Annotated in this window: 16 protein-coding genes; 6 read left to right on the forward strand and 10 right to left on the reverse strand. The window is 70.0% G+C overall.

The window, feature by feature from the left end:
* Nucleotides 1-59 precede the first annotated feature (59 nt).
* Nucleotides 60-1,784 (forward strand): arginine--tRNA ligase, encoded by a 1,725-nt coding sequence (argS, locus tag ACIBTM_RS37140; protein WP_395881843.1) that lies wholly within the window; start codon nucleotides 60-62, stop codon nucleotides 1,782-1,784.
* On the opposite strand, the gene ACIBTM_RS37145 is transcribed toward argS, so the two are convergent.
* Nucleotides 1,779-3,053 carry an FAD-dependent oxidoreductase gene (locus ACIBTM_RS37145; protein WP_395881844.1) on the reverse strand — a complete coding sequence of 425 codons (1,275 nt, stop codon included), beginning with the start codon at nucleotides 3,051-3,053 and terminating at the stop codon, nucleotides 1,779-1,781. The two genes, argS and ACIBTM_RS37145, sit on opposite strands and share 6 nt — an antisense overlap.
* 91 nt (nucleotides 3,054-3,144) lie before the next feature.
* Here ACIBTM_RS37145 and ACIBTM_RS37150 point away from each other — a divergent pair, with 91 nt between their 5' ends.
* The 3 genes from ACIBTM_RS37150 (at nucleotide 3,145) to ACIBTM_RS37160 (ending at nucleotide 5,082) form a co-directional block, all read left to right on the forward strand.
* Nucleotides 3,145-3,780, forward strand: a complete 636-nt coding sequence (locus ACIBTM_RS37150; RefSeq protein WP_395881845.1) for a TetR/AcrR family transcriptional regulator — start codon at nucleotides 3,145-3,147, stop codon at nucleotides 3,778-3,780.
* Between the two features lie 76 nt (nucleotides 3,781-3,856).
* A complete protein-coding gene (locus ACIBTM_RS37155; RefSeq protein ID WP_395881846.1) occupies nucleotides 3,857-4,348 on the forward strand; it encodes a SigE family RNA polymerase sigma factor in 492 nt (163 codons plus the stop codon).
* Between the two features lie 2 nt (nucleotides 4,349-4,350).
* A complete protein-coding gene (locus tag ACIBTM_RS37160) occupies nucleotides 4,351-5,082 on the forward strand; it encodes a hypothetical protein (RefSeq protein WP_395881847.1) in 732 nt (243 codons plus the stop codon).
* Here ACIBTM_RS37160 and proB read toward each other — a convergent pair.
* From proB to ACIBTM_RS37185, 5 genes are all read right to left on the reverse strand, one after another.
* Entirely contained in the window at nucleotides 5,079-6,188 is a 1,110-nt protein-coding gene (gene proB, locus ACIBTM_RS37165) for a glutamate 5-kinase (RefSeq protein ID WP_395881848.1), read from the reverse strand. The genes ACIBTM_RS37160 and proB overlap by 4 nt on opposite strands.
* Nucleotides 6,185-7,648, reverse strand: a complete 1,464-nt coding sequence (gene obgE, locus ACIBTM_RS37170; RefSeq protein WP_395881849.1) for a GTPase ObgE — start codon at nucleotides 7,646-7,648, stop codon at nucleotides 6,185-6,187. The genes proB and obgE overlap by 4 nt, the downstream gene beginning before the upstream one ends.
* Nucleotides 7,649-7,760: 112 nt before the next feature.
* Nucleotides 7,761-8,018, reverse strand: coding sequence for a 50S ribosomal protein L27 (gene rpmA, locus ACIBTM_RS37175; RefSeq protein ID WP_007034782.1), 258 nt, complete (start codon nucleotides 8,016-8,018; stop codon nucleotides 7,761-7,763).
* A 38-nt stretch (nucleotides 8,019-8,056) separates the two neighbouring features.
* Nucleotides 8,057-8,371: a 50S ribosomal protein L21 gene (rplU, locus tag ACIBTM_RS37180; RefSeq protein ID WP_395881850.1), complete on the reverse strand. Its 315-nt coding sequence runs from the start codon at nucleotides 8,369-8,371 to the stop codon at nucleotides 8,057-8,059.
* A 169-nt stretch (nucleotides 8,372-8,540) separates the two neighbouring features.
* Nucleotides 8,541-11,615, reverse strand: a complete 3,075-nt coding sequence (locus ACIBTM_RS37185; protein WP_395881851.1) for a translation initiation factor IF-2 N-terminal domain-containing protein — start codon at nucleotides 11,613-11,615, stop codon at nucleotides 8,541-8,543.
* Between the two features lie 525 nt (nucleotides 11,616-12,140).
* Here ACIBTM_RS37185 and ACIBTM_RS37190 point away from each other — a divergent pair.
* Nucleotides 12,141-13,571, forward strand: a complete 1,431-nt coding sequence (locus ACIBTM_RS37190) for a S8 family peptidase (protein WP_395881852.1) — start codon at nucleotides 12,141-12,143, stop codon at nucleotides 13,569-13,571.
* Between the two features lie 4 nt (nucleotides 13,572-13,575).
* On the opposite strand, the gene ACIBTM_RS37195 is transcribed toward ACIBTM_RS37190, so the two are convergent.
* The 3 genes from ACIBTM_RS37195 to ACIBTM_RS37205 are packed head-to-tail and all read right to left on the reverse strand — an operon-like array spanning nucleotide 13,576 to nucleotide 16,134.
* The gene (locus tag ACIBTM_RS37195) at nucleotides 13,576-14,403 is read right to left on the reverse strand and encodes an ABC transporter permease (RefSeq protein ID WP_395881853.1); all 828 of its coding nucleotides are present in this window, start codon (nucleotides 14,401-14,403) and stop codon (nucleotides 13,576-13,578) included.
* Nucleotide 14,404: 1 nt separating this feature from the next.
* The gene (locus ACIBTM_RS37200) at nucleotides 14,405-15,220 is read right to left on the reverse strand and encodes an ABC transporter permease (protein ID WP_395881854.1); all 816 of its coding nucleotides are present in this window, start codon (nucleotides 15,218-15,220) and stop codon (nucleotides 14,405-14,407) included.
* The gene (locus ACIBTM_RS37205; RefSeq protein WP_046199923.1) at nucleotides 15,220-16,134 is read right to left on the reverse strand and encodes an ABC transporter ATP-binding protein; all 915 of its coding nucleotides are present in this window, start codon (nucleotides 16,132-16,134) and stop codon (nucleotides 15,220-15,222) included. Before ACIBTM_RS37205 ends, ACIBTM_RS37200 begins: the two co-directional genes overlap by 1 nt.
* Before the next feature lie 118 nt (nucleotides 16,135-16,252).
* On the opposite strand from ACIBTM_RS37205, the gene ACIBTM_RS37210 reads away from it, so the two are divergent.
* Nucleotides 16,253-17,263 (forward strand): M14 family zinc carboxypeptidase, encoded by a 1,011-nt coding sequence (locus ACIBTM_RS37210; RefSeq protein WP_395881855.1) that lies wholly within the window; start codon nucleotides 16,253-16,255, stop codon nucleotides 17,261-17,263.
* A 59-nt stretch (nucleotides 17,264-17,322) separates the two neighbouring features.
* Here ACIBTM_RS37210 and ACIBTM_RS37215 read toward each other — a convergent pair whose 3' ends face one another.
* On the reverse strand, nucleotides 17,323-20,667 hold the full coding sequence (locus ACIBTM_RS37215) for a phosphodiester glycosidase family protein (protein WP_395881997.1): 3,345 nt from the start codon (nucleotides 20,665-20,667) through the stop codon (nucleotides 17,323-17,325).
* Nucleotides 20,668-20,770 lie beyond the last annotated feature (103 nt).

The raw sequence follows: 20,770 nt of genomic DNA on the forward strand, positions 1-20,770 counted from the left end.
CGACGACGTGGCAGGTGGCTACTCTCGCGCTCCTACGACGAGCGCGAAGGAGGGACACCGTGTTGTTCGGCGATGTAAGCGAGGAATTGGCGCGACGCGTGGTGACGGCCCTTCGCCACGTCACCGACTTCGAACCTCCGTCCGCGCTGGTGCGGGTCTCCGCGCAGAGTGGCGTCGACTATCAGTGCGATCTCGCGATGAGCCTGGGCAAACGGCTCGGCAAACCGCCGAGGGAGATCGCCGCCGACATCGCGGCGCGGCTCGACGTCGCCGATATCGCCGAGCCGCCGGAGGTCGCGGGGCCGGGTTTCCTCAACTTCACGCTGCGCTCGTCCTGGCTGGCGGAGCGGACGACCGCGCTCAACGGCGACCCCCGGCTGGGTGTCGCGGTGACGCCGCGGCCTCGGCGGATCGCCGTCGACTACAGCAGTCCGAACGTGGCGAAGGAAATGCACGTCGGGCACCTCCGGCCGACCGTCATCGGCGACGCGATCGTCCGGCTGTCGCGGTTCGCCGGGCATGAGGTCATCCCGCACAACCATCTCGGCGATTGGGGTACTCCGTTCGGCATGCTGATCGAGCATCTGCTCGACGAACGCCCGTCCGGCCCGTACGCGATCGGAGATCTCAACGGCTTCTATCGGGCCGCGCGGTCGAAGTTCGACACCGACGACGGCTTCGCGACCCGCTCACGCGAGCGGGTGGTACTCCTGCAAAGCGGCGACGAAGAGACGCTGTCGCTGTGGCGGCGCCTGGTCGACGAGTCGACACGGCATTTCACCCAGGTCTACGAACTTCTCGGGATCGGCCTGACCAGTGAAGACGTCTACGGCGAGAGCTTCTACAACCCGTTTCTCGCCGCGGTCGTGGACGATCTGGACACCGCCGGGCTGACCGAGATCAGCGACGGCGCGGTCTGCGTCTTTCCTGACGGTTTCCGCAACCGGGAAGGCGATCCGCTGCCGCTCATCGTGCGGAAGCGGGACGGCGGTTACGGCTACGCCGCCACCGATCTCGCGACCCTGCGGTACTGGACGGAACAACGCGAGGTCACCGATCTGCTCTACGTCGTCGGCGCGCCGCAAGCACAGCACTTCGCGATGGTCTTCGCCGTGTGCCGGGCCGCCGGCTGGCTCCGCGAGGAGCATCGAGCCGAGCACATCGGGTTCGGCTCGGTACTCGGCGAGGACGGCCGTGCCATGAAGACCCGGGCGGGTGAGTCGGTCCGTCTTTCCGACCTGCTCACCGAGGCGATCTCCCACGCCGCCGAAGTGATCGACGACCGGGCCGACCTCTCCCCTGAAGTCAGGGAAGAGGTCGCCAAGGCGATCGGGATCGGCGCGATCAAGTACGCCGACCTTTCCGGCGATCGCGAGCGTGATTACGTCTTCTCCTGGGGCCGGATGCTCGCCAAAAGCGGGAACACGTCGGTCTATCTGCAATACGCCAACGCGCGGATCCGTTCCGTGCTGGCGAAAGCGGATCAGGACCTCACCGGCGCGCGGGTCCTGCTCGGCCACCCCGCGGAGCGCGCGTTGGCACTCGCGCTGGCCCGCTTCCCCGAGGCGGTCGGCGCGGCGACCGCCGGACATCTCCCCCACAAACTGTGCACCTATCTGTACGAAACCGCGGTCGCCTTCTCGCGGTTCTACGAACAGTGCCCGGTGCTGGACGCGGAAGGCCCCGGCATCCGCGACTCACGACTGCTGCTGGCCGAACTCACCTCGAAGACGCTGACGCTCGGCCTGTCTCTGCTGGGCATCTCCACACCCGCCCGGCTATGAGTCGCCGTGGTCGCTGAAGACCTTGCGCTTCAGCGGAGGGACCGCCTGGAAGAAGCGGAACATCCCTCGTGCCATCGTGCGGCCCGCCCGGTTCTCCGAGACGAACTGGCGGGCACTGCGTTCCGAGTCGCGCACCGCCGCGAAACCGTAGTCACGCATCCGCTGCTCGTAGTCGGCGACCGCGGAGCGCACCGCGCCGGTCTTTCGGGCTTCGACGAGGTTGCGGCACAACAGTTGCGCGTCCCGGAGCGCGGTGTTCGCGCCGATGCCGCGGAACGGGGTCATGCTGTGGATCGCGTCGCCGAGCAACGTGACATTGCTGGTCGGCCATGGCCCTACCGGCTTCGAGGTGAAGATCGGCAGCCGGGACACCGCTTCCTCGGGGGAACCGGCGACCAGCTCCTTGAACGCGGGATCCCAGCCGTCGATCAGGTCCAGCACCAGGGCCCGCAGGGCAGCACCGTCCAATGAGGACAGGTTGCCCGGGTAGCGCCGATCGTCCGCCGCGAACGCCCACATGACGTAACTCGAGGTGTTGTCGAACAGGACTGGGTCGTAGTCCGCCGTCTCGTCGTTGACCGACGAGGCGCCGGCCAGCTCGTGCGGTGCGGTGAACAGGCCCGCCCCGGTGCGCGGCATCACCATGCTCGGACCGTCGGTGAGCCGGGCGGGCAAACGCTTGCGGGTCTCTTCGGTCAGCGGGTGTTTGCCCGCGATCGCGATGATCCCGGTGTCCACCCGCTCGGCCTCGGGAAGAAACTGTTTGCGCACCCGGGAATTGGCCCCGTCGGCGCCGATGACCAGGTCTGCTTCGACGGTGCTGCCGTCGGCGAACTCGCAGACGACCGCCTCGCCTTCACGGCGGTAGCCGACGAACTCCTTGCCGTGGTGCAGAACTCCTTCGAGCCCGTCCGACAGCACCTGATGCAGGCTGATCCGGCTGACCGAATGATGGTCCGACGCGGGATCGGGGCTCGACGTGAGCTCGGTGTCGATCACCATCAGGTCCCGCAGCCGCTCGGTCACGAAGGTGAACGGACCGCTCGTGGTGCCGGTGGTGTCCAGGAACCGCTGCCAGAGATCGGAGGGCAGGCATTCGTGCAGGGCGGCGGAGCCGTGCGGGTTGATGTGCACGCGATAGCCCTGCAGGCGTTCGGTCCGGGTGCGGCTGCGCTCGTGGACGGATACGTCGATTCCCGCCTTGCGCAGCCCTTGCGCCAAGCAGAGACCGCCCGTGCCGCCGCCGATGATCGCGATTCTCGTGGTCATGGTGTTCTCCTCTCTCTGCCGACAACTATCAACCATAAGGATGATAAAGTCAACCATACGTTTGAAAGAGTCAGCGGCTAAGCTGAACCGCATGTCCGAAGCCGCCCCGCGCAGCCCTCGCCGCGCCCCCGTCGAACGCCAGCGCGATCCCGAGCGCACGAAGGCCCAGCTCTTGGAGGCGGCGAAGGCCGAGTTCGGCGCGAAGGGCTACGCCGCGGCACGCGTGAGTGAGATCGCCGCGAAAGCCGGCGTGAACAAGCAACTGATCTCGTACTACTTCGGCGGCAAGGAAGGGCTGTACAACGCGCTGACCGCGACGATGTACGACGACTACGTCGCGGCGGCCGACCACGGGAAACCGTTCGCGGAGGTCGTCCGGTTCTTCGTCCAGTCGGGAGTCCGGGATCACGACCTCGCCAAGCTGTTCCTCTGGGAGAACCTGACCGACGGCGCCCCCGACGCGATCGGTGTCGAAGGGCAGCGCGGATTCCTGCAGCAGCAGGTGGAGTACGTGCGAGCCCGTCAGGCCGCGGGAGACTTCCCCGCCGACCTCGACCCCGCGTTCCTGCTGGTGATCTTCATGGCCGCGTCCAGTGCCGCGCTGGCGCTGCCTCGCGTCGTCCGGGCCGTCTCGGGCCAGGACCCGCAGTCGGCCGAGTTCGCCGAGGCCTACGGCGAACAGCTGGCTCGCCTGGTCGGCCACCTCGCCGATCCGGGGAAGCGGTAGCAAAGGTCCCCCGCTGTCGCTTGAACCTTTCGGGGCTCCTCCGGACTAGAGAGGGCAGACGAAGAGGGGGTGGCCGATGGGACAAGCGAGAGACACCGACTTCAGCGAGTACTTCGCGGCCCGTGTGCAGCGGTTCCGGCGGCTGGCGTTCGGCATGTGCGGTGACTGGCACGGCGCCGAGGACCTGGTGCAGGCCACGTTCGTCCAGCTGTACCGGCGCTGGCGACGCGTCCGGCCGGACACCGTCGACGCCTACGCGCGCCGGATCCTGCTCAACCTCTTCCTGAGCGGAAAGCGCAAACACCGCGGGGAACTGGTGACCTCGGCGCCGCCGGACCGGGCCGCACCGGCCGGCTACGACAGCCACGACCGGATCGATCTCGAGCGGGTGCTCAGCGACCTGACGCCGCGCCAACGCGCGATGGTCGTACTTCGCTTCCTCGAAGACCTCTCGGTCGCCGACGTTGCTTCGTTGCTCGGTGTCGCCGAAGGCACCGTCAAGAGCCAGACCGCCCGCGGGGTCGAGGCACTGCGCGCCGTCCTGGCCTCCCCGACGAGCAAGGAGTAGTCATGGAAGACCAGGACGTCCGCTCCGCCTTGAAGGAGTATGTGACCGAAACGGAGCCGCCGATCGGGCTCAACGGTGACGACGTGCTCGCCGCGGGCCGCCGGTCAAGGCGGCGCCGTCTGACGACCGTGATCGCGGCGGTCGCGTTGGCCGCGGCAGGATTCCCCGCGGGAACGGCACTCATCGTGCTTCCCGACCGGCAAGAGCCGACCGCGACCTCACCTTGCGGCGAGAAGTCGCCCGGCGAAAGCCGCGACGCGGTGACGGCGCGCTTGGATTGCCTGCTCGAACGGGCGATCCGCACCTACGTCACCCCGGCGGACCCGCTCGACCTGGAGACCTATCCGGGGCCGGATAAAACGCTCTACCTCATGTCGGCCGACGTGGGCGACCGGACGGGATCGGTCTTCGTGGAACTGATGACCAACGACGGCACGCTGCTTTCGGCGGAGACCGCCTGCAAAGTGCAGGTCCCGGCTCCGACCACTTGCTCGGCGAGCCTGGTTCGCGGCGGAACCCTCGTGGAGACGACGATCAAAAAGCCCGACAGCCCGGGTTTCGTCGCCTACCAAGCCGCCTACCGGACCGAGCAGGCCATCGTCGTCATCACTTCCACCAACAGCACCGAAGCGGGCACTGACGCACGGCCGTATCCACCGGCTCAGCGTGAACTGCCTCCCCTGACCGAGGCCCAGGTCCGTGAAATCGCCCTGACCCCGGGCCTGGTGCCCTAGCGACGCAGGGGAACGAGATCGTCGGCGTGGACGACCTCGCGCCGCTGTTCCGCGGGGAGGTCGTGGCTGGAGCGGCCGATGAGGTCGGGCAGTTCGCCCGCGTCGAAGGCCACGACGCCGCGCGCCACGGTGCGCTGCCGGAGGTCGACCAGGTCGACGACGTCACCGGCCTGGAAGTCGCCGTCGACGCCGGTGATCCCGGCGGCCAGCAGTGAGCGGCGACGGCGGACGACGGCCGCGACCGCGCCGTCGTCGAGGTGCAGTTTCCCGGACGCGCCCGCGGCGTAGCCCAGCCAGAACCGGCGGGCCGACAGCCGGGAGTCCGCGGCGGCGAACGCCGTGCCGACCTCGGCGGTGGTCAAGGCACGTGCGGCCTCGGAAGCGGCGGCGAGCAGGACCGGGATCCCGGCGCCGGCGGCGGTGCGGGCGGCGGCGAGCTTCGACACCATGCCGCCGGTGCCGAGCCCGGAGCTCGACATGCCGACGGTGATTCCGTCCACATCGGACTCCCCGGCGACCTCGGCGATCTTGCGGGTCGCGCCGTCACGGGGATCCCCGTCGTAAAGACCGTCCACATCGGACAACAGGACGAGCGCATCCGCGCCGATCAGGTGTGCCACCAGCGCGGCCAGCCGGTCGTTGTCGCCGAAGCGGATCTCTTCGGTGGCCACGGTGTCGTTCTCGTTGACCACGGGAACGGCGCCGAGGGCCAGCAGCCGGGTGAACGTGTTCTGCGCGTTCCGGTAGTGCGCACGGCGCACGACGTCGTCCGACGTCAGTAGAACCTGGCCCACGGTCAGGGAAAAGCGGCCGAACGACTCGGCGTAGGCATGCGCCAGCGCGAGCTGTCCGACGCTGGCCGCGGCCTGCTGGGTGGCGAGGTCACGCGGTCGTTTGCCGAGGGCGAGCGGCGCGAGTCCCGCGCCGATCGCGCCCGAGGACACCAGCACGATCTGCGTGCCGCGGGAGACCCGGTCGGCGATCGCGTCCACCAATGCGTCCAGCCTGGCCACGTCGAGACCGTCGCCGGCGGTGGTCAGTGCGGAGGAACCGACCTTGACGACCACACGCTTCGCGTCGGCGATCGCCACCCGGGTTGAGCTCACTCGTCGTCCATCTCGTCTTCGTCTTCGACGCCGTCCGGACCGTCACGACGGATCCGGCGGGCTTCCTTGCGCTCGGCGGCACCGATGCGGCTGGTGTTCTCCAGCCGCACATCCGTGCCCCGGCCCGACAGGTGCACCGCGACCCCGGCCGGGGTCGACGGCTCCCATTCGAACTGGACGTCGCCGATGGTGACGGGGCTGCCGGGTACGGCGCCCTTGCGTGCCAGTACTTCCTCGACACCCAGCCGGTTGAGCCGGTCCGCGAGGTAACCCACGGCTTCGTCGTTGCCGAAGTTGGTCTGCCGGATCCATCGCTCCGGGCGGGAGCCTCGGATGATGAACGCGCCTTCCTCCTCCGGGTCGAGTTCGACGGTGAAGCCTGCGTCGTCGACGGCCATCGGCCGGAGCACGACCTTCGCCGGCTCGGGGGCCGGCTGGTCGGCGCGGTACTTCTCGACGACGGCGGCGAGCGCGTAGGTCAGTTCCTTCAAACCCTGCCGCGACGCCGTCGAGATCTCGAACACGCTAAGCCCGCGGGCTTCCAGTTCCGGGCGCACGAACTCGGCGAGCTCGGCGGCGTCCGGGATGTCGATCTTGTTCAGCACCACCACACGCGGCCGGTCGGCGAGGTCGCCGCCGAGGCTCGGGGTGTAGCGGGCCAGCTCTTCTTCGAGGGCGTCGATGTCGGACAGCGGGTCGCGACCGGGCTCGAAGGTGGCGCAGTCGACGACGTGCACCAGCACCGCGCAGCGTTCGATATGGCGCAGGAAGTCGAGGCCGAGGCCCTTGCCCTCGCTCGCGCCGGGGATCAGCCCCGGCACGTCGGCCATGGTGAACACGGTCGATCCGGCGGTGATCACGCCCAGGTTCGGCACCAGGGTGGTGAACGGGTAGTCGGCGATCTTCGGCTTGGCCGCGGACAGCACCGAGATCAGCGACGACTTGCCCGCGGACGGGAAGCCCAGCAGCCCGACGTCGGCGACCGAACGCAGCTCCAGGACGAGGTCGCGGGTCTCGCCCGGCTCGCCCAGCAGCGCGAACCCGGGCGCCCGGCGGGCCTTGGAGGCCAGCGCCGCGTTGCCGAGGCCGCCACGGCCGCCCTGGGCGGCGACGAAGGTGGTGCCCGGCCCGACCAGGTCGGCCAGGATCTCGCCGTCCTCGGTCATCACGACGGTGCCGGACGGGACACGCATCTCCAGCGTCTCCCCCGCCGCGCCGGCGCGGTTGCCGCCCTGGCCCAGCTTGCCGTTGCCGGCGCGGGCGTGCGGGCGGAAGTGGAAGTCGAGCAGCGTGTGGACGTTCGGATCGACGATCAGCAGCACGTCGCCGCCGTTGCCACCGTTGCCGCCGTCCGGGCCGCCGAGGGGCTTGAACTTCTCGCGGTGCACCGAGGCGCAGCCGTTCCCACCGTCACCGGCGGCCAGATGGATCACCGCTCGGTCCACGAACCGGGACGCCATGACTTGCCTCTATTCACTCGCGAAAAGAAAGGGGATACATAAAACAAACGAGGGGTGGGCCCGGATATTCCGGCCCCACCCCTCGTCAGAGGTTCTAACTCGAAGCCGAAACTCAGGCTTCGGTCGGCACGATGTTGACCGTCTTGCGGCCACGCTTCTCGCCGAACTGGACCGCACCGGCGGCCAGCGCGAACAGCGTGTCGTCGCCGCCACGGCCGACGTTCACGCCGGGGTGGAACTTGGTGCCACGCTGGCGGATCAGGATCTCGCCCGCGTTGACTTCCTGGCCGCCGTAGCGCTTGACGCCCAGCCGCTGCGCGTTCGAATCGCGACCGTTGCGGGAGCTGGACGCACCCTTCTTGTGAGCCATGGCTCAATCCTCTTTCTGACGAAGATCCGGAGAAAGTCCTACTTGGAGATGCCGGTGACCTCGACGCGGGTCAGCTTCTGCCGGTGACCCTGGCGCTTGTGGTAGCCGGTCTTGTTCTTGAACTTGTGGATCCGGATCTTCGGACCCTTGGTCTGCTCGACGACCTTGCCGGTGACCGAGACCTTCGCCAGCGCGTCGGCGTCCGCGGTGACGTCGCCACCGTCCACAAAAAGGACTGCGGGGAAGGTGTGCTCGGTACCCGGCTCGCCTTCGAGCTTCTCGACCTCGACGACGTCGCCGACGGCCACCTTGTACTGCTTGCCGCCAGTCTTGACGATCGCGTACGCCGACACGGAAGTCTCCTGCTTACTCGACAACGGGTGGGGGCTTGCGTGATCGGCCCACCAGGAAAGTCTCGGTGGTCCAGATGCTGCGCAAGGTGCCCGCTCTAGGTGGCGGGCCGTTCTACAGGTTACGTGGGGCTCCCCGGTGCGATCACACCGGGGTGCCCCTAGGTGTTCACTAGCTCTTTTCCGACGCCTTGACCGGCGGACCGGCCGGCCGCGAGGCCGCCCGTCGCGGACGACGGCGGGTGGTGGAGCGCACGGCCGGGGCCGGAACGTCCACCCCGGGCTCGGTCTCCTCCTGGGCCGGAGGAGCCTCGGGCTCGGAAACCTCTTCCGTCACAACAACCTCAGGAGTCACCGGAACCTCGGGCGCTTCGGGCGCCGGGCCCGATTCCGCGACGACGGCGATCTCTTCCTCGCGCACGGCCGGAGCCTCGTCGTCCGGAGTCGTCACCGGTTCACCGGCGAGTTCCGTCGCGGGTGCCTCGGCGACCGGCTCGGAAACCGGCTCAGCGGCCGCCTCGGCCGCCTGTTCGACGGTCGCTTCGGCCACGGGCTCCGAAACCGGCTCAGCGGACTGCTCGGCCGCCTGCGGGGCGTGACCGTTCAGCGCGGCGCCCTCGACGTTCTCGGTGACCTCGTGCGTGTGCTCGCCCTTGGCCGCCTTCGTGGCGTTGGCCACGGCCTGGACCGCCGAAACCACCGACTCGCGCTGGCCGGACGGCTGCGGGGCCTCGGTCTTGGCCGCGACGGGCTCGTTCTGGCCCTGCTCCTCGCCCTTGCCCCGGCCACGGGACCGGCGGGAGCCCTGCTCCTTGCCGCCGCCACCGCCACCGCCGTGGTTGTGACCGTTGCCGCCACCACCGGTGCGCTGCGGCTCGGTCGAGACGACCACGCCGCGGCCCTTGCAGTGCTCGCACGGCGTCGAGAACGCCTCGAGCAGCCCGGTGCCGATCTTCTTGCGGGTCATCTGCACCAGACCGAGCGAGGTGACCTCGGCGACCTGGTGGCGCGTGCGGTCGCGGCCGAGGCATTCGGTCAGCCGCCGCAGCACGAGCTCACGGTTGGATTCGAGCACCATGTCGATGAAGTCGATGACGATGATGCCGCCGATGTCCCGGAGCCGGAGCTGGCGGACGATCTCCTCCGCCGACTCCAGGTTGTTCCTGGTCACCGTCTCCTCGAGGTTGCCACCCGATCCGGTGAACTTGCCGGTGTTGACGTCGATGACCGTCATCGCTTCGGTGCGGTCGATGACCAGGTAGCCGCCCGAGGGCAGCCAGACCTTGCGGTCCAGCGCCTTGGTGATCTGCTCGTCGATCCGGTGGTCGGCGAAGGCCGAACCGGTGCCCGTGTACCGCTTGACGCGATCCGCCAGGTCCGGCGCGACGTGCTGCACGTAGTTGTAGATGGTGTCCCAGGCCTTGTCGCCCTGGATCTCCAGTTTGGCGAAGTCCTCGGTGAACAGGTCGCGGACGACCTTGACCAGCAGGTCCGGCTCTTCGTAGAGCATGACCGGGGCACTGTTCTTCTTGCCGCCGTTGCCGGCTTCGGCCTTCTCCTTGATGACGTCCCACTGCGCCTTGAGGCGGCGGACATCCCGGTCCAGCTCCTCCTCGCTGATGCCCTCGGACGCGGTGCGGATGATCACACCGGCATCCTCGGGGACGATGCGCTTGAGGATGTCCTTCAGGCGGCGGCGCTCGTTCTCCGGGAGCTTCCGGGAGATACCGGTGGCGCCGCCCGCGGGCACGTAGACCAGGAAGCGGCCCGGCAGCGAGATCTGCGTGGTCAGCCGGGCGCCCTTGTGCCCGACCGGGTCCTTGGTGACCTGGACCAGCACGGAGTCGCCGGTGGAGAGCGCCTGCTCGATCTTGCGGGCCTTGCCTTCGAGACCGGCGGCGTCCCAGTCGACCTCGCCGGCGTAGAGCACGGCGTTGCGGCCGCGGCCGATGTCGATGAAGGCGGCCTCCATCGACGGCAGCACGTTCTGCACACGGCCGAGGTACACGTTGCCGACGATCGAGCCGGTGCCCGACGACGTCACGAAGTGCTCGCACAGGACGCCGTCCTCGAGCACGCCGATCTGCGTGGACTCGCCCTTCTCGGCGACGACCATGGTGCGCTCGACCGACTCGCGGCGGGCGAGGAACTCGGCCTCGGACAGGATCGGCGCACGACGGCGGCCCGCCTCGCGGCCGTCCCGGCGGCGCTGGCGCTTGGCCTCGAGCCGGGTCGAGCCGCGCACGCTGCGGACCTCGTCCCGCGCGGGGCGCTCGGTCTCGGCGGCCTTGGCCTGGCGCACGTGGACGACCGTGTTGGGCGGGTCGTCGCTGGTGGCCTCGGCGTTGTCGTCGTCCCCGCCCTTGCGACGACGGCGCCGACGGCGGCGCTTGCTGCCGCCGTCCGAATCGCCGTCGTTGTCCGAGTCGGCCTCGGCGGCCGCTTCGTCGGCGCTCTCGGCACCGGCCTCTTCGGTGTCGGCGTCCTTGTCCTTCGCGCGCTGCTGGCGACCACGCGGGGCTCGCGGCTCTTCGGACTGCTCGTCTTCGTTCTCGGACTCGGCCGAGCTCTCGTCGCCGCCCTTGCCCCGGCCGCGACCACGACGCCCGCGACGACGGCGGCGACGGCCGTTGGCGTCGTCACCGTCCTCGTCGGTGCTCTGGCCTTCGGCCTGCTCGGTCTGCGTCTCGTCCTCGTCGGAGGCGGTCTCGTCGGTCTGGGTGAAGGCCGGCTCCGGCTTGCGGGCGGGCTTCGCCGCGACGGGCTCCGGCGGCAGGAACACCGGCGACGGCGCGGCGAACACCGGGAGATGCGCGGCGACCTTCGACGGCCTGGTCGTGCGCTCCGGCGGCTCCGGGGTCACGGGGGCGGCCAGCGCGGGCGGAACACGCCGCGAAGGGGCCTCCACCTGCGGCTCGACGGGCTCCGGCGCCGCCTTGACCTCAGGCTTGGCTTCGGGCTCGGGAGCCGCGGGGGTCTCGGTGACGGGCTCCTCGGCGGTTTCGGGCTCGTCGCCGCCGGCGAGGGCTTCGGCGAGCTTGAGGGCCACGTCGCGAGTGACGCTGGACTGCGCGCTACGTACGGTCTCGCCGAGCTCACCGAGCTTGGCCATCAGTTCACGGCTGTTGGATCCCAGCAGCTTCGCCAGCGCGTGCACCCGGATACGGGGAGGCAGTTCGCCCAGCTGGCCTGCGATGGGTGTGGCGGTATTCCCGCCGGTGACGGCGGGTGTGTCCGCGTTCGACATATATCTCCTCCGCCCCCGGGCGCGTCGGCTGGCTCACACCGGCTCGACGCGGCCGCGCAGGGGCCCCTTTCTGTTCGTTCCGCCGTGGTGGTCACCAGCAGCGGGAATCCTTGCCCGGCACCGCGACGGCGCCGGGGTTGTCCGGGCGCCGCGTACGGCTGAAGGTCTGCTCGGCGGAGCGCTGGCCACGTTCGCGACATCGGGCCGCCCGCCACGTCGTCGAGCCGCATACAGCGGCGACGCGTGTGGAGGATGTGCAGCACACCACCGGGCCACGAGACCGCGAGCGCCACCTCTCACGTGTGCCCGTCGGCCAGCGGCCACCGCGAGTATCCCACACCCCGGCCCCACTCCGGTGTACTCGGTGCCACAGACCTGGCTCCCGGGCGCGCCGCGGCCACCGGCCGAGCGAACTTCGCGGGAGAGCTTGTCGACCCGGCCGAGGGTGGCTAGCGTGCCGCTCGGGGGTGCCGAAGCTCAGGCCGCGGTGCCCTCGTTGCCCGATGTTCTCCGGTGGGAGGTCCGGTGTCCCTGCTGGGGCGGTCCCTGCGAGCGGCCGTATGCGCCTTGGTGGTGCTCTGCGGCTCGGTCGCGGCTGTCGCGACGGCCGAGGCCGAGCCCTCGTGTCATCCCCAGGGACGGGCCCTGCGTTACGTCGTCGCCTTCGACAAGGGCACTTCCGAGGCCGAGGCCAGGGCGGCCGTCGCCGATGGCTGCGGCAGCACGACCGTCTACTACCCGCAGATCGCCGTGGCCGTGGCGACCTCGGCCGACCGGGACTTCGCCGAACGGGTCCGGCCCGCCGCCGCGTTCAGCGCGCAGGCCGAACGGCTGGCCGTGCAGCGGGCGAACGGCACGTCACCGGCCAGGTCCGCGCCCGCCCGCGCCGAGCTCCAGCCGACGGATCCGGCGAAGGTGTCCTCCGCCGACCGCACCGGCGAGCAGTGGGACATGCGCGCGATCGGCGCCGACAAGGCCCGCGCGATCGAGCCGGGCAGCCGGGACGTCGTCGTCGGCGTCCTCGACTCCGGCGTCGACCCCACTCATCCCGACCTGGCGAAAGCCCTCGACCCGGGCAAGTCCGCGGGCTGCCTGACCGGCGCGCCCGACCGGAACTGGGCCGCTACGACGTCGGTGCACGGCACGCACGTCGCGGGGGTCATCGCCGCCGACGACGACGGCAAAGGGGTCACCGGGGTGGCGCCCGGCGTGCGGATCGCCTCGGTGAAGGTGATCGACGATCGCGGGTACGCCGACCCCGAAGCCGCCGTCTGCGGGCTGATGTGGTCCGTTTCACAGGGCATGGCGGTGACGAACAGCAGCTACTTCGTCGATCCGTGGTCGCTCTCCTGCGCCCACGCCGACGAGCGGGGCGTGGTGAACGAGGTCATGGCCCGCGCCGTCGAGTACGCGACGTCGGCGGGCACCCTCAACATCGCGGCGGCGACCAACGAAGCCGCCGAGCTGGTGCCGTCACCGCGCTCGGGTGCCCGGCGCCAGTCCGAAGGCTGTCACGCGCTGCCCGCCGGTCTGCGTGACGTCGTCGCGGTGTCGTCCGTGAGCGAAGAGCGGGTCAAGGCCGGCTACAGCTCGTACGGGCTCGGCGTGATCGACGTGACCGCTCCGGGTGGCGAGGCCGGGCAGTGCGTGCTTTCGACCGTTCCCGGCGGGTACGCGCCGCTGTGCGGGACGTCGATGGCGGCGCCGCACGTCGCCGGTGTCGCGGCGTTGCTCGCTTCGAAGCATCCCGGCTACAGCGCCCGTCAGCTGAGGCGGACGCTGGACGCCCAGGCCACCCCGATCGCGTGCCCCGCCGACTACGACCTGACCGGTGACGGCTCACAGGACGCGTACTGCACCGGTTACGCGGGATTCAACGGCTTCTACGGGCACGGGCTGGTCGACGCGCTGGCCGCGGTGGCTCCCCGGCGAACGGGCTCGAACCCGGCCCGGTGACGGGTCAGCGCAGCAGGAGCTTGCCGAACCGCTTCGAGGACGCGTAGATCCCGACCGCCGCCAGCGCCACCAGATACGCGACGTTCCCGACCATGCCCCACGACAGGACACCCGCCGAAAGCCCGCGCATCAGCTCGATGCCGTGGTACAGCGGGAAGATCTGCACGATCCACTGGATCCCCGCCGGGTACACCGAAAGCGGGTAGAACGTCGTGGAGAACAGGAACAGCGGCATCAGCACGAGGTTGATGTAGTCGAACTGCGACACCGACCGCAGGAAGGTCACCAGCACGATGCCGATGGCCGAGAACGCCATCGCGATCAGCAGCGCCGCCGGGATCATCAGCAGGGCCCACCACGACCCGGGCAGCCCCATCACGGTCATCACGCCGAGGAAGGTCACCGAGTAGATCCCGCCGCGCAGCACCGACCAGCCGACCTCGCCGAGCGCGATGTCCAGCGGCCCGATCGGGGTGGCGAGCATGGCGTCGTACAGCTTGGCGTACTTCAGCTTGAAGAACAGGTTGTACGTCGAGTCGAGGATCGCGCCGTTCATCGCCGACGCGGCGAGCAGGCCGGGCGCGACGAAGGCGACGTAACTCATCGCCTGGCCGCCGGGCCCGACGACCTCGCCGACGAGCTTGCCGAAGCCGAGCTGGAAGGCCATCAGGTAGAACAGCGGCTCGAAGACACCGGACACGAACAGCATCCAGGCGTGCGAGTACGTCAGGAAGGTCCGCTCCAGCACCGCTGTCGACCGGCCGCTGTACAGCGCGGACGGCAGGATGCGCAGCAGCACCCCGCGGCGCGGGACTTCGGTGAGCACCGCCATTTCAGACCACCAGCCGTCGGTAAAAGTACTTGTGCGCCAACGCCCAGCCCACCCCGGCCAGCACGATCAGGAACGCGAGATGGCCGAGCGTGGCGAGCGGGCCGACGGTGCCGAGGCTGATCGCTCTGGCGGCCTCGTTGCCGTGCCACAGCGGGGAGATCCAGGCGATCCACATCAGCGGGGCAGGCAGTTCGGTGATCGGGAAGAACGTGCCGGAGAACAACGTCATCGGGATCAGGATGAACCGGAACACCAGGCCGAACCGGGTGCCCTCGTCGTAGGTGGTCGCGGCCAGTGCCATCACCGGGGTGCCGCACGCGATGCCGGTGAGCGTGCCGATCAGGATGACGGCGAGCACGCCGAAACTCGTCCAGGACCCGAAGAGCGCCGCGATGACGGCGTAGATCGTGCCCGCCAGGGTCAGCCGCAGGCTCACCCACATGATCTGGCTGCCGAGCACCTGCCCCGGCGTGATCGGGGTGGCGGTGACGGCGATGTAGTCCTGCTGCCATTTGAAACCCGACAGCACCGGGTAGCTCGACTCCCCCACCGCCAGCTGCGCCGCACCGGCCACGAGCAGCGCGGGAGCGACGTACTCCAGGTACGAGAACCCGCCCGTCGCCGCGCCGGCCTGGACCTGCGAGCCGAACCCGAGCCCCATCGCGGCCAGGAAGAGCACCGGTTGCAGGCCCGTCGAGTACAAAGTGGACACCCAGTAGCGGCGGTACCACATCCAATGGCCCTCGACCCGCAGCCAGGCTCCAGCCCAGCGCGAGACCACGCGGCCCGTCGACGCCTTCGTCTGTGCTGTGGTCATCAGTCCACCAGCGTCCGGCCGGTGAGGCGGAGGAAGACGTCCTCCAGCGAGCTGCGGCGGACCAGGCTCGACAAGGGCCGCAGCCCGCGCGCGTGCGCCTGTTCGAGGGTGGCCTCGCCGGTCATCGTGTAGAGCAGGACGCGGTCCGGCAGCACCTCGACGCGTTCGGCGAGGCCTTCGATCCGCTTCGCGGCCGCCTCCTGCTCGCCGTTCGGGAAGCGCAGCTCCACGACCTCGCGGGTGGAGTACCGGCTGATCAGGTCCGCGGGCGAGCCTTCGGCGGCGATCCGGCCGTTGTCCATCACGACCAGCCGGTCGCAGAGCTGCTCCGCCTCGTCCATGTAGTGCGTGGTGATGATCAGCGTGGTCCCGCCGGCCTTGAGCCGGAACAGCCTGTCCCACAACAGGTGGCGGGCCTGCGGATCCAGCCCCGTGGTCGGCTCGTCGAGCAGGAGCAGCTCCGGGTCGTTGACCAGGGACCGCGCGATGGTCAGCCGCCGCTTCATCCCGCCGGAGAGCGAATCGACCTCCGCGTTCGCCCGGTCGGTGAGCTGGGCGAACTCCATCAGCTCCTCGGCCTTGCTCCGCACGTGCGACCGGGAGAGCCCGAAGTAGCGGCCGTAGATCTGCAGGTTCTGCCGGACGGTGAGCTCGGTGTCGAGGTTGTCCTGCTGCGGCACGACGCCGAGCCGGGCGCGGATCTTCGGCCCCTCGACGTCCGGATCCATGCCGAGGACCCGCAGGTCACCGTCGGTGCGCGGGGAGACGCTCGCGATCATCCGCATGGTGGAGGACTTGCCCGCGCCGTTGGGCCCGAGGAAGCCGAAGGCCTCCCCCGGGCGGACCTCGACGTCGATCCCGCGTACGGCCTCGAAATCGCCGAAACGCTTGACCAACGCCTTCGCCTGCACCATCGCCGGTTCGTGCTCCGAGTCACCCACGGTAAGCACCCTAGGACCTGCCACCGACAAAACTCGACCGGTTTATCCGGTCCCTTGTTGGACGGTCCTCGCTCGTCGATACTCACCGACCATGAGTCTCAAGCCCAAAATCGCCCTGTTGTCCGTTTTTGTCAGCGCCGGGCTCCTGGTGGCGCCCGCCGCGCAGGCGGCCGAGCCCCGTGCGGCCACTGTGGACCCGCGTCCGTCCACCGCCAAGCTGGCCTTCGAACTGCACAAGCTGGCGGTGCTCAGCCACGGGAAGATCCGCGTGGACAAGATCGGCCGCAGCAACGAAGGCCGTCCGGTGTGGGCGGCCAGGGTCGGCCACGGCAAGACACGGATCCAGTACGTCACCCAGCAGCACGGTGACGAGCCGCTCGGCACCCCCGCCGCGCTCGAGTTCCTGCGCGAGGTCGGCGTCGGGAACAGCGCGTGGGCGCGGAAGCTGCTTTCGAAGGTGACCGTCGACATCGTCGTGCGCGCCAACCCCGACGGGCACGAGCGCGACTGGCGCTACAACTACGACCCGGACGCCACTCCCGAATACGGTGAGAAGGGCAAGGGGTACGACATCAACCGCTACCACGACCCGGCCGTCGCGCCCGAGGACAACCCGGCCACCGAAGCGGGCCTGATCCAGCGGCGGAACGCGTCGTTCAAGCCGGACATCATGGTCGACTACCACATGCAGGGCCGTTACCGGGACGCCGACGGCAAGGAGATCACCGCTTCGACGATGTGGCCCACGCATCCGGGCGTGAAACCGTCCGATGTGGACTTCGCGAAGCAGATCGCGGTCGTGGTGCAGCGGTCGATCGACGGCAACGGCGGCTACGTCTCGCAGTATCCGGGCGGTTCGTATCAGGGCATCGCGCGCAACGGGTACGGGCTGCTCGGCAACGGCAGCGTGCTGATCGAGCTGAGCCTCATCCCGGAGCGGGAACAGCAGCAGATCCAGGACGCGCGGGCCTCGATGCTCGCGATCGCGCGGGCCGCGGCCGACGGTTCGGTGCGGACCGTGGACCCGGCCGCCGCCGACGCGATCCCGCCGCGGGGTCCGGCGCTGCCGGGCACGGTCGAAGAAGGGGACGAAGCCGCCTGACGCGTGCAATGAACGGTCCTTTCCTTGCGAATTTCGCAAGGAAAGGACCGTTCCTAGCACTAGCGGACGGTGACCGAGAGGCTCCGCGTCACCCCGTTGACGGTGACCGAGAGGTTCGCCGTCCCCGGCCGCAGCGCGGTCAGCACCCCGCTCGCCGGGTCGAACGACGCGACGTCCCACGGCATCGCGGGCAGGAATCCGCCGGCGACATGCGTGCCCCAGCCGCCCTTCCAGTCCGCGCTGACCGGATACGAAACCGGCACCTGACGCGTTCCCTGCGTCACCACGGCACGGACGTCCGCCTTCTCCCCGCGCGCGAGCGACGAGGGACCGGACAGCGTCAGCGCGTCGACGTTCGGCCGCGTCTCGAACCGCACCGGCTGCGCCTTGTCCCCCGGCTCGAACCGGACCATCGTCCAGCCGACGAACCCGCCGTCACCCGGAGCCGCCGCGGGCGACTTCCCGGAGTTGCCGTTCACCAGATACGGCACGCCGTCGACCCGCGAAAGGGCGAAAACGCCCGCGTGCGAGGCGATCGAGGCCGCCTGCTTGCCCGACTCGCGTTCGAAGGCGGTCAGCCAGCCGGTCAGCATGGCGGCCTCCTTGCGGTCGGCCAGCTGCGAGTTCCCGGTGGGGCTCGGGTCCTTGACCGGATGGTGCATCGCGACGACCACGCCGCGGATCCGCCTGTCCGCCTTCGCCCCGTCCAGCGCCTCGCGCAGCATCCGGATCTGGTCGAACCCGCCCGCGCGCAGCGATCCGCGCGAGGAATCCATCAGCACCAACCGGATCCCGGCGACGTCGGCGACGCGGTGGGTCTCCCCGAACGCCGCCTGGAACTCCGCGAGCCCGTGTCCGCCGTCGGCCTCGTGGTTGCCCGGCACGTAGTACCAAGGCGCCTTGCCGACGAGTTCCTCGTCGATGACCGACTTCGCCAGCGCGAAATCGGCGGCCGTGCCCCGGTCGACGAAGTCGCCGTTGATCAGCACGAGATCCGGTTTCGCCGCCACCGCCTCGCGCAGCGCGCGCCGGGCCTGGGCGACCAGCGGGCCGCCGGGCTGGTCGGCGGTGAACTGCGCGTCGCTGACCACGGCGATCCGCAGGCCACCGGTCGCGGCGCCGTCGGTGATCAGCGCCGGGTCACGCGGCGCAGGGTCGGCGGGGACGGCGGCCGCGGGCGCGACCTCGAAGGTGAGATCGTCGAACACCAGCCGTCCCTCGTACTGCTCGGCGGGGACGTTCTCGACGGCGTAGAACTTCGTCAGTCGCTGCCCATCGGGGAGCCCGGCCGGGATGGCCGCGCGGACGTAACGCCAGCCCGTCCAGTCGACGCTCAGCGACAGGTCCACGACCGACGGGACGTTGGCGGCGTCGCGGAGTTCCGCCCGCAGCCAAGCTCCCTTCGCGTCGCCGTTGACCCACAGGCCGACGCGCTGGGTGCCGCGCGGCACCGCGAGCGGCGACGCCGAGTTGACGTAGGCCGCGCGCGTGGCGTTGGTCCCGTTCAGCCGGTAGTCCAGCGCGAGACCGCGACCACCGTCACGGCCGGGCGCCTCGGAAAGCGCGGCGCCGACGACGGCCGGGAAGACGCTGGCGGTCCAGCCCGCCGGGCCGTCCAGCGGTGCCGCGACACGGGACTCCGTGCCGACGGAGGCCGCCAGATGCGTCACCTTCCCGCCCGCGGAGGCGGTGATCGCCGAAGCGCCCGACGCCTTCAGCGCGGTGACCGCGAACCCGTCACCGGACGGTTCGATCTTCACCACCGCGGGGTCGTAGTCGAGTTTGACGTCGTCGGGTTCGATCCACGTGCCGTAACCGTCGGCGTCGTAGCCGAAAACCTTGAACGTGCTCCTCGCGCCTTCGCCGGACAGCGCGACCTGTTCGGTGCTCGTGCCCAGCCGGACCGGTGAGCCGAGGACGTTCAGCGTGGTCTTGCCCATGACGCCACCGCGTTTCGCGTAGACGTCGACGTTCGCGGGCGCGTCGGGCCGGAGCCGGTCGGCGTGCGCGGTGAACACGCCGTCGGTCACGGTGCCGCGGAAGGGATTGGTGCTGAGCCACTGGACGTGGGCGTCGACGGCGGCGCCGGTCTCGTCGTGGCCCCCGGCGACGAGTTTCCGGGTCAGCCCGGAGAGCACGCGCGTCGCGTCGGTGGTGTCCTGCGCGGGAGCGGGCGCGAATCCGGTCAGCCGCCCGCTTCCCGGCACGGTGGCGACGCCGATCCCGTTGGGCACCAGGCGTTCCCCGCCGTCCGACGGCGAATTGCGCACCAGCGGCGACTTCTCGCCCTCCTCGCGGGCGAGCATGGTCGACGAGCCGCCGCCGTCGAGGTTGATGGCGTCGTCCGCGCCGAGCGACTTCATGTGCCGGGCCAGTTCGAGTTCGGTCATGCCGCGGCTGTCCGCCTGGCGTCCGTCGACCGTGGCCAGCCACATCTTCGTGCCGTCGGCGGAGAACCCGACCGCGGTACGGGGGTGCATGGCGACGTTGTCGACCGGCTGGACCGCGCCGTCACGCAGCAGGACCTTGTTCCCACCGACCGAGACGGACAGCTTGCCCGCGTCGCTCTTCGGCGCGTACGCGACGCCCACCTTGTCGCCGGGCTTCAAGCCGGACAACGAATCCACCCCGCCGTCACGGGCGAGCAGGATCGTCGCCCCCGCGGCGATCGGGCCGTCGGCGGGTTGTGTCCGCACCTGCGTGACCACACCGCCGGAGACCTCGATCTCGACGACGCGCCGGGCGCCCGCGACCGAAGTCCGCCGCGAGGACGCGCCCCACAGCGGCGTGTAGACACCGATCGCGTCGCCGCTCAGCACGGGGCTGTTGAAGTTCGACGCGGGCACGACCTTGCCGTCGGGCAGGGTGACCGACGCGTCGAGGAACACCTCCGCGAGACGCGCCTTGCCTTCCTCGGTGATCGACGCGGTCAGGTTGTGACCGCGCGCGGGCGCCGTCTGGAGTTTCCCGGCGTCGATGCCGACGCCGATGGGCGCGCCGGAAGCGTTGATGTCGAAGAAGTCCCCGTTGACCCCGGCGACCGCGCCCGCCCTGGCGACCTGCTGGGAGAGCGGCGTCCGCGCGGAAACCGTGCCGGGGCTGAGGTACGCCGGCTTGAGGGTCTTGTCGGTGAGATCGACGGCGAGGGTGTCGCCGCGGATCCAGCCCGCCGGGTCGTACCGGTCGAACTCGGTGAGATTCAGGCCCGGCGCCACGCGCGAAGTCGCGCTGGTGGTGACGAGACCGTCGTCGGGCGCGGCCACGGCGTACGCGGACGGCCCCTCCTTCGCCGAAGAGGCCGCTGGGGCGGCTTCGACGGGCGCCGGACCGAGCGGAGCGGCCAAGGGATCGGCGTACGCCGGTGGGGCGACGAACAATCCGGGCAGCAGGGCAGCGAGCAACAACAGACGTGATCTTCTCACGAGTTACCCCACGATCGAGTGACAGGCAGCACCGCTCAGCACAGCGGACGCGGGCCGCCAGGAGAAGACCCCGAGGTGAACGTGA

It is taken from the genome of Amycolatopsis sp. NPDC049868 (assembly GCF_044461365.1).
Taxonomy (GTDB): domain Bacteria; phylum Actinomycetota; class Actinomycetes; order Mycobacteriales; family Pseudonocardiaceae; genus Amycolatopsis.

Excerpts from the sequence above, each read along its gene's own strand:
- ACIBTM_RS37210 (WP_395881855.1), top strand. The coding sequence starts at position 16,253 with ATGAGTCTCAAGCCCAAAATCGCCCTGTTGTCCGTTTTTGTCAGCGCC.
- ACIBTM_RS37195 (WP_395881853.1), bottom strand. The coding sequence starts at position 14,403 with ATGGCGGTGCTCACCGAAGTCCCGCGCCGCGGGGTGCTGCTGCGCATC.
- ACIBTM_RS37160 (WP_395881847.1), top strand. The coding sequence starts at position 4,351 with ATGGAAGACCAGGACGTCCGCTCCGCCTTGAAGGAGTATGTGACCGAA.
- obgE (WP_395881849.1), bottom strand. The coding sequence starts at position 7,648 with ATGGCGTCCCGGTTCGTGGACCGAGCGGTGATCCATCTGGCCGCCGGT.
- ACIBTM_RS37145 (WP_395881844.1), bottom strand. The coding sequence starts at position 3,053 with ATGACCACGAGAATCGCGATCATCGGCGGCGGCACGGGCGGTCTCTGC.
- ACIBTM_RS37150 (WP_395881845.1), top strand. The coding sequence starts at position 3,145 with ATGTCCGAAGCCGCCCCGCGCAGCCCTCGCCGCGCCCCCGTCGAACGC.
- ACIBTM_RS37200 (WP_395881854.1), bottom strand. The coding sequence starts at position 15,220 with ATGACCACAGCACAGACGAAGGCGTCGACGGGCCGCGTGGTCTCGCGC.
- ACIBTM_RS37185 (WP_395881851.1), bottom strand. The coding sequence starts at position 11,615 with ATGTCGAACGCGGACACACCCGCCGTCACCGGCGGGAATACCGCCACA.
- ACIBTM_RS37205 (WP_046199923.1), bottom strand. The coding sequence starts at position 16,134 with ATGGTGCAGGCGAAGGCGTTGGTCAAGCGTTTCGGCGATTTCGAGGCC.
- rpmA (WP_007034782.1), bottom strand. The coding sequence starts at position 8,018 with ATGGCTCACAAGAAGGGTGCGTCCAGCTCCCGCAACGGTCGCGATTCG.
- ACIBTM_RS37155 (WP_395881846.1), top strand. The coding sequence starts at position 3,857 with ATGGGACAAGCGAGAGACACCGACTTCAGCGAGTACTTCGCGGCCCGT.